11 protein-coding genes and 1 pseudogene are annotated in these 10,448 nt (G+C 63.5%); 6 read left to right on the top strand and 6 right to left on the bottom strand.

The window, feature by feature from the left end; genetic code table 11:
• The coding region (locus A2J03_RS29250) for an MFS transporter (protein ID WP_156520649.1) at positions 1-667 on the top strand (667 nt) is incomplete at its 5' end.
• 52 nt (positions 668-719) lie between these two features.
• Here A2J03_RS29250 and A2J03_RS29245 read toward each other — a convergent pair.
• Entirely contained in the window at positions 720-1,439 is a 720-nt protein-coding gene (locus A2J03_RS29245; protein WP_197481023.1) for a DUF1906 domain-containing protein, read from the bottom strand.
• A gap of 167 nt (positions 1,440-1,606) precedes the next feature.
• Between A2J03_RS29245 and A2J03_RS29240 the strand changes: the two genes are divergently transcribed.
• From A2J03_RS29240 to A2J03_RS29225, 4 genes are all read left to right on the top strand, one after another.
• Positions 1,607-2,185, top strand: a complete 579-nt coding sequence (locus tag A2J03_RS29240; RefSeq protein ID WP_068381694.1) for a TerD family protein — start codon at positions 1,607-1,609, stop codon at positions 2,183-2,185.
• 106 nt (positions 2,186-2,291) lie between these two features.
• Positions 2,292-3,098, top strand: coding sequence for a hypothetical protein (locus A2J03_RS29235; protein WP_068381690.1), 807 nt, complete (start codon positions 2,292-2,294; stop codon positions 3,096-3,098).
• Between the two features lie 50 nt (positions 3,099-3,148).
• Positions 3,149-4,450, top strand: coding sequence for a hypothetical protein (locus tag A2J03_RS29230; RefSeq protein WP_068381687.1), 1,302 nt, complete (start codon positions 3,149-3,151; stop codon positions 4,448-4,450).
• Between the two features lie 63 nt (positions 4,451-4,513).
• The gene (locus tag A2J03_RS29225; protein ID WP_068381703.1) at positions 4,514-5,368 is read left to right on the top strand and encodes a PE-PPE domain-containing protein; all 855 of its coding nucleotides are present in this window, start codon (positions 4,514-4,516) and stop codon (positions 5,366-5,368) included.
• Here the strand turns inward: A2J03_RS29225 and A2J03_RS29220 are convergent, their stop codons facing one another.
• From A2J03_RS29220 to A2J03_RS29205, 4 genes are all read right to left on the bottom strand, one after another.
• Positions 5,369-5,839, bottom strand: coding sequence for an SRPBCC family protein (locus tag A2J03_RS29220; RefSeq protein WP_068381684.1), 471 nt, complete (start codon positions 5,837-5,839; stop codon positions 5,369-5,371).
• A 13-nt stretch (positions 5,840-5,852) separates the two neighbouring features.
• Positions 5,853-6,218 carry a VOC family protein gene (locus A2J03_RS29215; RefSeq protein WP_068381681.1) on the bottom strand — a complete coding sequence of 122 codons (366 nt, stop codon included), beginning with the start codon at positions 6,216-6,218 and terminating at the stop codon, positions 5,853-5,855.
• Between the two features lie 115 nt (positions 6,219-6,333).
• Positions 6,334-7,287 carry an alpha/beta hydrolase gene (locus A2J03_RS29210; protein WP_068381678.1) on the bottom strand — a complete coding sequence of 318 codons (954 nt, stop codon included), beginning with the start codon at positions 7,285-7,287 and terminating at the stop codon, positions 6,334-6,336.
• Positions 7,288-7,369: 82 nt separating this feature from the next.
• A complete protein-coding gene (locus A2J03_RS29205; protein ID WP_068381675.1) occupies positions 7,370-9,256 on the bottom strand; it encodes an alpha-amylase family protein in 1,887 nt (628 codons plus the stop codon).
• Positions 9,257-9,291: 35 nt separating this feature from the next.
• Here A2J03_RS29205 and A2J03_RS29200 point away from each other — a divergent pair, with 35 nt between their 5' ends.
• Positions 9,292-10,248 (top strand): SDR family NAD(P)-dependent oxidoreductase, encoded by a 957-nt coding sequence (locus A2J03_RS29200; protein WP_068381700.1) that lies wholly within the window; start codon positions 9,292-9,294, stop codon positions 10,246-10,248.
• Positions 10,249-10,344: 96 nt separating this feature from the next.
• Here A2J03_RS29200 and A2J03_RS32135 read toward each other — a convergent pair.
• Positions 10,345-10,448 (bottom strand): annotated as a pseudogene (locus A2J03_RS32135) (AraC family transcriptional regulator); the annotation flags it as partial.

Genomic DNA, 10,448 nt, shown 5'->3' with positions numbered 1-10,448 from the left:
GGTCGCCGGTGTCGCTGTCTACTTCGTGCCGGAGCCGGTAGCAGTCGCCCGGGGTGCCCGGCCACACATGCAGCGACTGTCCATACCTGCGCCCATCCGCGGCACCTTCGTTCGCGCGTCCATCGGCGGCTTCGCCGGTTTCGCGGTGCTCGGCCTGTTCACCGGCGTCTCCCCCGGGTTCATGACGCAAGTTCTCGGGATCGACAATCACGCCATCGGTGGCGTGGTCGTGTTTCTGACCTTCGCGTCCTCGGCTACGGCTCAGATCGTCTTTCGCGGGCTCGGCGCCGAGTTCGCGCTACGTGCGGGATGCGTGGTGCTGATTCTCGGAGTGAGCGCGCTGTGTTTGTCACTACTGCTGACTTCGCTGCCCCTGCTTGTCGTGGCCGCAGTGGTGTGCGGTATCGGACAGGGCGTCACGTTCAGCAAAGGCATGGCGTCGGTGACCGCAGAACTACCGGGTGACCGGCGTGCAGAGGTCACCTCGACGTTCTTCGTCGTGCTCTACATCGCGATTTCGGTACCCGTGATCGGCGCGGGCGCCGCCGCGAGTGCCTGGGGGCTCGTCACCGCGGGTGTCGTCTTCTCCGCAGCGGTGGCCGCACTCGCGCTCGTTTCCTTGATTCTGTTGCTCGCCGAATCCAGAAATCACGAAAGCGCGAATTGACGCCGACTCGAATTACGTCGATGTCATGTGTGACGATTTCTTTCGTGGACAATCACGCCAGCGACCACTGTCCGTAATCGGACTTCAGAATTACATTGATGTCGATACCGATTCCGTCGATCTTTGCCTTGTCTATCTGCACCTGATGAAGATGGGCTTTCGGGTGTCGATATCCCGCGGGTGTCCCCCAATTGTGCTGCCAATACCACTGACCGAGACCCGCAATCGACGCCAGTTCGATGGTCGGAGAATTCGCGTAGATCCCGGTGTTCTCCGGTCCGACGACGGACTCCCAGCCGAGGATGTACGGCGCGATCATGGTCGCGAACTGCACTGCCGTCGGGTTGTCGTCGATGGATACGTAGATCGGGCGGCCCTCCGGCCCACCTGCGGCCCGGTGCAGTTCCACGCCACGCTTGGCATGCTTGACGCCTGCGGCGAATCCACCCTTCCAGTCCGAAGTCGCACCCTTCCCGAATTGGTAGTTGGACACCACTTCCAGGCCTGCCTCGGTGAGTGCGTCCGCCTCGTCGCGCTCCATCGGCTTACCCAGCATCCACTGCGCATCTGGCCTTCGATCGGACACGTAACGGATGGCCCCTAGATGGCCGGCCGCGCGTATCGAATCCGGTGAGGGCACACCACCGGAGTAATCGACGAGGGTTCCCAGTCCGTCCGCGCCTGCGACGCTGGCATTGACTGCGGCCAGGCCGAGGGCCGCCGCCGACCCTACTGCGGCGTACTTGAACAAATCTCGTCGCGATACGTGCACGTGAGTCCCCACATCGATTGCGCATCCGGCGTGTCGTCGGCAATTACACCGACAACCCTGATACTTTTTTCGGTTTCGGTATTTCACCACATTCACTCCAGCACCGCCAGTCACATCTCTCTCAGCCATTACCCTGGAGAGCACACCGCGAGAGAAGGAGTAATCACATGGGCGTCACCCTGGCCAAGGGCGGAAACGTTTCACTGTCGAAGGAAGCCCCCAACCTCACCTCTGTGTCCATCGGCCTCGGATGGGATGTGCGGAGCACCACCGGCGGTGACTTCGACCTCGATGCCAGTGCCATCGGGCTCGGACCGGACAAGAAGTCGGCCGGTGACCTCTTCTTCGTCTTCTACAACAACCTTCGATCCCCAGACGGGGCCATCGAGCACACCGGCGACAACCGCACGGGCGAAGGCGAGGGCGACGACGAAAGCATCAACGTCGACCTGGTTGCGCTGTCCCCCGAGATCGATTCGATCATCTTTCCCGTCTCCATCCACGACGCCGATGTTCTGGGCCAGAACTTCGGCCAGGTGATCAACGCATTCATCCGCGTCGTCGATCGGTCCGACGGACGTGAGCTCGCCCGTTTCGATCTCACCGAGGATGCGTCGACCGAGACCGCGATGGTATTCGGGGAGCTTTATCGACGCGGGCAGGAATGGAAGTTTCGAGCCATCGGTCAAGGCTATGCATCGGGCCTTGTCGGCATTGTTCGAGACTACGGAATCAGCGCCAGCTGACGTATCGATTGAGTAACCGTGGAGTCCTGGGCTTGAGAAGTCGAAAGAGTCTGTGGTCCTATCACCACATTCGTAACTTTGATCTCATGAGTCACAGGAGCCACATATGTCTCGTCGCTACAGCCTTTTCGCGGGAAAGCGCAGTCGTTTCGCAGGGAAAGTAGCCCTGCCCTTCGCCGCACTGTCGTGTGCCGCCTTGCTGGCCGTTCCTGCGACTGCGGCAGCGGATCCAGCCCCGGCACCCGTCGGCGTGGATCTTGTGTCGCAGGCTGCCGCCGAGGCGATCGCGGCTACCCGCACTGACGTCGCGGAACCCGCCGACGCCAATCCACTCGCGGCGCTCGACGCTGTCAACAAGATCCTGACCGACTTCGGCATCACCCCGTTCTTCTACCCGACCGCGGCCATCAACTGCGCCGCAGCTCCCGGCGCACCACTCGGCATCGTCCCCGGCGTAGCAGGTGGCGCGGCCGGACCGTGGCCGAATCTGACGATTCCGGCGCCCATCGCACTCCCCGCACTGAACGCGGTGGAGAAGGGCGAGACGATGTTCGCCTTCGTGCCCGCAGGAATCGTCGACGACTCGGGTGACAAGACCGGCATGCAGGTCGCCTGGTTCAACGTCAATACCTTCCAGGGCGGATTCGCCGACATGGGCGGAGCAACCGCCACACTGGTCGACTCGGTGCTGGCCAACCTGGACGTGCTGCCGCTCGTCAAGGATGCGATTCGCGGACCGTTGACCGAAGCACTGTCCGCGCTGCCCGCAGCCGGCGCCCGCGCAGTCCCGGTCGAGACCGGAACCGGCACCGTCCTCGCCGCTGTATTCGGCACCGTGAACCACAAGGCAGTCGACGGCAGCGACCAGAGCTGCTTCTTCTTCCCGACGGTCGGTTTGGTCGACGTCGGCTGATCGAAGCGTCCATCACCGTCCGTGCATCGACTTCGAGATAGCCTCTGTCGATGCACGGACGTTTGCATCCGACCGACGCTCAGACCTACTGGATGTCCACGAAGATCCCCAACGACCAGTTCTTGCTGTACTGCTTCGACACCGACGCTACAGCCGGGTCCGTGCGCGCCGGCCTAGTCGACAACGCACGCAGGATCGAGGAACTGAGTCTGCGGATAGCGGACGTACCACTGACGCTCGGCTACCCACGTCTCGAGTCCGCTCCGGTCGACGACGGCCATATCCTCGTGCATGCCAGCCCGGGCAGCTGGAATGCCTGCAGAGACGGGATCGCCGAGCTGTTCGCCCGACAGCTCGATCAACACGAAACAGTCTGGCGTCTACACCTTTTCGATCACATCACCGAGGCTCCGCGATGCAGTGGCCCCGCTTTGGTTGCTGTACTTCAACTTTCACACGCGCTGGGCGAGGGCCGCGTCGCCTCCGCCGTCGCCCGTCGATTGTTCGGTGATCGCCGGGAGCGTGCGACCGAGACGGTCGATCGGGGACGATTTCGTATCCGCGAGTTCATCCGAAGATCAGCTCGCGCACAGGAATTGGAACGCCTTCTCGCCTCCGACACGGATTCTGGAGCGGTACCTCCGCAAGCACCTGGCCGACGCCTGACCCGCGTGAACGTTGCCCCGTCGGGCCTCACCTCGGTGCGGTGCGTCGTACGTGACAGATCCGAGCTCGCCGCGTCGGGAATCAGTGTCACGGTGGGTGCATCCACCGCGATCTCTCTTGCCCTCTCCCGATATCTGGCCCTGCACGGCGACGAGGTGCCGGCAGGGCTCGGCGCGGAGATCACCCTCGCCAAACCCGGTCCACGACGAGCACGCAACCATTTTCGCAACGCCGGCGTCGACCTTTTTCCGATGATCGAGGATCTCCCCAGCCGCGCTCGTGCGATTGCAGCAGAGCTGTCGGATCGACGAGCCCGTGCCGAACACCCGGCGATGGAGGCACAGAGTCTGGCGACAGAAATGGTGCCCGCAATTTTGCTGCACTGGGGTATCCGTCAGTTCGACGTGACCGCCGTTCCGGATACGGTCACCGGAAACACCGTCGTGTCGAGCGTGGCGCGCGGTGACGACGACCTTCACCTCGGCGGCGGTCGGGTTCGATTCACCGCCGGATTCCCGGCGCTCTCCCCGGTCATGGGGCTCACCCACGGAGTCCACGGAATCGGCGACGCCGTGACACTGAGCGTGACGTCCTCGGAGTCCGCGATGGACGATCCCGATGTGTACGAGACGCTACTGAGCGGCGCAGTGGACGACGTCGCGCACGCGTTCTCGCGCCTGTCCTGATTGCCAGAGTCTTCTCAGGGTCGACCGGGCACGCGTCTCAGGATGATCATTCACAGTGTGTATATGACGCACATGACGGTTCTGGCGGTCGGTGGCACAGGTGAATCCCACCCGGACGACCATCGGACCGAAGTGACCGGTCTGCTGCGCCATGCGACCGATGCGCTCGATACACGATTCACCAGCCGGTGGGTCGGCTACCCAGCGTCGTACGGTCCGGTCGCGGCGGGTGGCCTCAGCTATCGACAGAGCACGCAGGTGGGGGTCCGACGATTGATCGCTGCAGTCCGCGACACCGAAGGTCCGATTGCTCTGATCGGATATTCGCAGGGAAGCTCGGTCGTCCGCGAGGTGCTCGGCCTGATGGCGTCGGGTGAACTGACTGCGCCTTCGGTGATCGCCGCCGGGCTGATCTCTGATCCGCAGCAACCTGCGGGCGCCGTGGCCGCATGCCAGGGCCGAGGCGTCGCGGGCATCGGACCGGCGTGGCCCGATGCAGTCCAGGTGATGTGGATCGGGCACCCGCACGACATGATCTGCAACGCCAGTGACGACAGCTTCATCCGGGATATCGCGGACCTCACCCGGTGGATGTCGTTCCGAACGACGAAACTGTGGCGGCATCACCTTTGGGAACTCGCGCGCACCAACAGCTTCCAGAACGCTGCGAAAACTCGCCTGTCACCGCGGCAGTGGGTTCGTGATGCGCGACGCCTGCGCGTCGCGGCGAGGGAGCTGGCCGGGTATCTCCCGAGCTCACTGACGTGGCGGAGCTACCGCGTGTCCAACCCGTCCGGGGACCGGCATATCGCCTACGCGAGCGAGCCGCTCGACAAGAGCGGACTGACTGGCTGCCAGATCCTGGCTCAGTGGCTGCAAGTGAATGCCACCGTCGGAAGCTACGAACTTGCGGCCTGATCAGGCCTTCTCTGCTTCGACCTTCATTTGGGCCAGGCCCTTCTCGAAGTCCTTGCCGACCATCTTGTCCATCGAATAGACCTTGCCGACGAGTCGGAACAGCAAATTGCTCTTCCCGGTCATCGCCCAGGTGACCTCGGAACCGTTCGGCCCCGGATCGATGGTGAACGTGATGACGTTCTGAGCTTTGAACGGCTTGGTGAACACCAGATCCAGTACGACGACCTGGCCCGGCTTCGAGTCGGTGATGACCATGCTGCCAGCACCGGCCTTCCGATTGCCGGACCAGGCGTACGACGCACCGACGCCTGAGTCCGGACCGGTGTAGGTGCGTTTCATGTCAGGATCGATGTCTTCCCACGGCGGCCAACTCCGCCACTTCTGGAAGTTCTCCAGCAACGAGTGAATCTTCTCCGGCGATGCATGGATCACCGTCGAGCGTTCGACCAGGAAGCTGTTGTCCGATGCCATGTGCGAATAGTAGTCAATCGCGCCGACACAGGCAGAACAAGTGGCCGACCGGATCGCGGAACACAGCGAAACCCGGATGGTTCTCGTTGCCTTCGATCTTTCTCGCGCCGATCCCGAGGACGTACTGCTCCGTCGATTCCATGTCGTCGACGACGAAATCGAGGTGGATCTTGACGCCATGCGCGGGCCACTCGATCGGAACGAAGTCGGTGGCCTGCTGGAATGCAAGGCGCAACTCACCAGGGCCCTGCAGCACCGCCCAGTCGCCGTCCGAACGTGCGATCTCCCAACCGAGCACCTGCCGGTAGAAGTTCATCAGCGCCGCCGGATCGGGGCAGTCGAGAACTGTGTAGTCCATGTCGATCTTCGGGGCCGTCATGGCTCTCGACCTTAGCCGCCGACGCAGCCCGACACAGGGAGGTCACGACAGACGAATGGCACGGTGCAAAGCCTGAGGCGTTGCATCGTGCCATTCGTGCAGAAATCGGAACTGGTTACTGGCCGAACGCTGGTGCGAAGGTTGAGAACCATGCGTCGTGCAGGTGCGCTTCCCAGAAGTTCCACCAGTGCGTTCCGGTGCCGGTGATGCGAACCTGCGGGTTGACTCCGGCTGCACGCAGGGCCGTCACGTAGGTGGTGCTGCTGAGACCGGAGGCGGTTTCCAGCGGGACCATCTGAGCGAACTTGACCGGGTCGAAGCTGGCACTGACCGGGTTGACGGTCGGGTCGGTCGATGGCGAGCCCGTACCTGCGGACACGAAGACCGAGGTGTTGCGGAGCGCGCCGACATTCAACACCGGATCGTTGGCGAACCAGGAAGCCGACGGCCACGCGCCCCACATGTTGCGGGCGTTTCCGCCCATTTCGCCGACCGAGACCTGAATGCCCTGGGCGTATCCGGGGCTGCTGGCCGTCGGGTAGCCGCTGAACGACGCGACTGCCGTGTAGAAGTCGGGGTGATGGGCTGCAAGGTTGAGTGCCGAGGTGCCGCTCATGGACAGACCCGCAATGGCGTTGTTGACGCCGTCGCTGCCGAACTGGTCGGCCATGACCGGGGGCAGTTCCTGCGTGAGGAAGGTTTCCCACTTCACGACACCGAGCTTGGGGTCCGGGCGCTCCCAGTCGGTGTAGAACGTTCCGCCGCCGCCGTAAGGGATGACCACGTTGACGTGCTTGTCGGCGAAGAACTGCTCGACGTCGGTCTCGATGAGCCAGCCGTTGTTGTTGTCCGGCGCGCGCAAACCGTCGAGCAGGTAGATCGTGGGCGCGGGGCCTCCACCGGCGGCCTTCAAGACCTTGACCGGGATGTCCTTGTTCATCGCATCCGAGTGGACATAGACCAGAGCCGAGTCCGCTTGCGCGACGCCGGTGCCAACGAAAATGGCTCCGAGCGCTGCGATCAACACGGTCACGAGTCCCAGCGTCAAGCTGCGGGCACGAGAAAACATCAAACAATCCCTATCGTCGAATCGAACCGACCTTCGGGAGGCAGGGTAACAGGGAAATAACGTCGATGCTCGATTGTGACTTTCACACGATCCACAGAGCCGCGTACGGCGGGACCCACACGATCCCGTCGCGCTGCGACAGGTCGTGTCCGGTGAGCACCTCGGTCGGATCGGTCAGGCCGAGCTCGTACAGCTGCGCGTGCGGGAACGGGCGATCGTGTCCGGTGACGTTGAAGACGCCGACGAACGTTCCGCTCGGGTGGCGGCGCTGCAGCACCAGCAGTCCATCGTCGGAATCGGCGAGGACCGCTACGGGCGCCTCCGAGTGCAGCATCGCGAGGCCCTTACGCACGCGGGCGATGTGCGCAATCCCGTCGAACACTCGTTGCGCGTCGCTCCCCTGCTCGAACCGTCGCGCGCGGTCTTCATCGGTGACGCGGGGGCGATGAACCCAGCGGTTGTCGTTCTCGTGGCCCGGTTCGCTCGCCCAATCGGGGTCCCCCGGCGAGCCGATTTCGTCGCCGCTCCACACGACAGGAATTCCGCCCCATGCCGCGACAACCGCGTGCGCGAGGAAGAGTCGCGCGAACCCGCCGTCGGGATCCTTCCTCGACGGGCCGAGCCCGCTCAACGCAGCGGCGGTACCGCTGATCCGACGGTCCCCTGTTTCCGGATTGTATTGGAATACAAGACCTTCCGACCAGGAACCGTCGAATTCTCCCGAGTACCAGTCCGCCAGGAAATGTCGGTGTCCCACCCCGGTGATGCCGCGTGCTGCGGCGTCACCGTCGTCGATCGCCCACCCGATGTCGTCGTGACAACGCACGTACGTCACCCACGTCCCACTGGGCGGTGTCGGTGGCAGTGCCGCCAGCGCGTGACGCGCCAGATCCGTGCTGCCCGAAGCCAGCATCGACCATATCTGCACCATCAAACTGTTGTGATAGGCGATGTCGGACACCCGCCCTGTGTGCCGGCCTATCCCCAAGTACGGCATCAGATCTCGCGGGCCGACTATCGCCTCGGCCTTGAAGAGTGTGGCCGGCGCAGCCAGACGACACGTGGTGCGCAACGCCTGCGTGATCGCATGCACCTCGGGCTGGTTCTGACAGTTCGTTCCGAGTCTCTTCCACAGGAATGCGATGGCGTCGAGCCGCAGCACCTCGATTCCCAGATTTGCCAGATGCATGACTATGCCGGCGAATTCGAGGAGCACGTCGGGGTTCGACCAGTCCAGGTCCCACTGCCATTCGTTGAACGTGGTCCATACCCATTCGTCCAACTCGGGGTCCAAGGAGAAGCTGCCGGGTGCGAAGTCCGGGAACACCTCGGGGAGGGTGCGCTCGAACGAATCGGGAGTCTCACGATCGGGGTAGATGTGGAAGTAGTCCCGGTACCTCGGATCTCCACTGCGAGCTTTGACCGCCCATTCATGTTCTCGTGCAACATGATTGAGTACAAGGTCGACAACAGGACTGATGCCACGTTCCCGCAGTGAAGTCGCCAGGTCGCGCAGATCATCGGTGGTGCCCAAGTCAGGACGCACGACCCCGAAGTCCATCACCGCGTACCCGCCGTCGTTGTCCCCCGGTCGCGGCTTCAGCAGAGGCATCAGGTGCAGGTAGGTGACGCCCAGATCGGTGAGGTGATCGAGCCGCTCCCCGAGCCCCTGCAGCGTCGTTCCGTAGCGATCGACGTAGCAGGCGTATCCGAACATGTCCGGTCGTTGGAACCAGTCGGGCGCCAGCAGCCGACGTTGATCCAGGAGGTGGAGTTCGTCCGAACGGTCCGCGAAGCCACGGGCAGCCACCTCGACGAGTCGGGCCGCGACGTCGTCGGGATTGCCGTAGAGCGCAGTGACGGCGTCGTGCAGGTCGGGCCACCACTGTTCGAGTCTCAGCTGGAAGCTCTGGCGCCGGTGGGTGGGTAGTGTCGCGAGGGTCTCGAGTGCTGCCTCGGAAAGCGCCATACATGCATGATGGCATGAGCGGGTATCAAGGACTCATGACCTCCGTGAAGAGCATCCTCGATACCCTTCTCGACCGAGCCGTAGTTCCCGGCTACTCGCGCATCGGTTCGGTCGTGCGTAGCCGGTTCTGGGGCGCCGACCCAGCACCGTTTGCCGAACCGATCGACGTCGTCGTCACCGGAGGCAGTTCCGGGCTCGGGGCAGCGACCGCGATGTCGCTGGCGAAACTGGGGGCTCGCGTCCATATCGTCGGGCGTTCCCGTGAGAGGTTGGAAAAATCCGCCGGCGAGATTCATGCTGCCGCCGCCGGACCGGTCGTCGTACATCGTTGTGATGTCAGTGATCTGGATTCCGTGGCCGAATTCGTCAACGCCCTCACCTCCGAGTTGACCGGCCTACACGCCGTTGTGCATTGCGCAGGAGTCATGCCGAACAAGCGCATCGCGACGGCGCAGAATCACGAAGTGGCGTTCGCGACGCATGTGCTGGGGCCAGTCGCGATGACGGTCGGGCTCAGGGAACTGTTCGACGCCGGATCTCGAGTCATTTTCGTGTCGAGCGCCGGTATGTACACGGCGCCGTTGACGACGCAGGATTTCGAATACACGTCCGGAAAGTACTCGGGCCACACCGCCTATGCACGGACGAAGCGAATGCAGGTGGTCGTGGCCGAACAACTCGCCGAGCGGCTGATCGGCGAGCACGACCCGGTAGTGCACAGCATGCACCCCGGATGGGCCGCGACGCCCGGCGTCACCGAGTCGAGTCCGGTCTTCGGCAGCCTGATGAAGCCCATTCTTCGTACCGCCAGGGAGGGAGCCGACACCGTCGTCTGGCTCGTATCCGGGGACGAGGCGCTGAGCAGCACCGGGAAGTTCTGGCACGACCGTGCCGTGCGACCCACTCACTACCCGTCGTGGCGGAAGGACTCACCCGAGGCGCGGGACGCGTTGTGGGCATCCGTGGTCGACGCGACGGGAATCGACGTTTGATGGGTTCGTGGCTCCGCCACACTGGCACGGTTGAGTGCGTTGGGGTGCACTTAACCGTGCCACTGGCCCGGAGGGCCCTCCCTCACGTCGCGCCGATCAGATCAATTGCGGAACTGGCGGCCGCGGGTCTCGATTCCTGATCGGTCTGGTCACCTGCTTGGCTACGCACGACGGGATGCCCGCGGCCTCGTCCGACGACA

It is taken from the genome of Rhodococcus sp. EPR-157, from assembly GCF_001647195.1.
GTDB lineage: Bacteria > Actinomycetota > Actinomycetes > Mycobacteriales > Mycobacteriaceae > Rhodococcoides.
This window is presented reverse-complemented; position numbering and strand designations above follow the sequence as displayed.

Coding starts and splice junctions, on each gene's coding strand:
- A2J03_RS29240 (WP_068381694.1), top strand. CDS start 1,607: ATGGGCGTCACCCTGGCCAAGGGCGGAAACGTTTCACTGTCGAAGGAA.
- A2J03_RS29235 (WP_068381690.1), top strand. CDS start 2,292: ATGTCTCGTCGCTACAGCCTTTTCGCGGGAAAGCGCAGTCGTTTCGCA.
- A2J03_RS29230 (WP_068381687.1), top strand. CDS start 3,149: ATGCACGGACGTTTGCATCCGACCGACGCTCAGACCTACTGGATGTCC.
- A2J03_RS29225 (WP_068381703.1), top strand. CDS start 4,514: ATGACGCACATGACGGTTCTGGCGGTCGGTGGCACAGGTGAATCCCAC.
- A2J03_RS29220 (WP_068381684.1), bottom strand. CDS start 5,839: ATGGCATCGGACAACAGCTTCCTGGTCGAACGCTCGACGGTGATCCAT.
- A2J03_RS29215 (WP_068381681.1), bottom strand. CDS start 6,218: ATGACGGCCCCGAAGATCGACATGGACTACACAGTTCTCGACTGCCCC.
- A2J03_RS29210 (WP_068381678.1), bottom strand. CDS start 7,287: ATGTTTTCTCGTGCCCGCAGCTTGACGCTGGGACTCGTGACCGTGTTG.
- A2J03_RS29205 (WP_068381675.1), bottom strand. CDS start 9,256: ATGGCGCTTTCCGAGGCAGCACTCGAGACCCTCGCGACACTACCCACC.
- A2J03_RS29200 (WP_068381700.1), top strand. CDS start 9,292: ATGACCTCCGTGAAGAGCATCCTCGATACCCTTCTCGACCGAGCCGTA.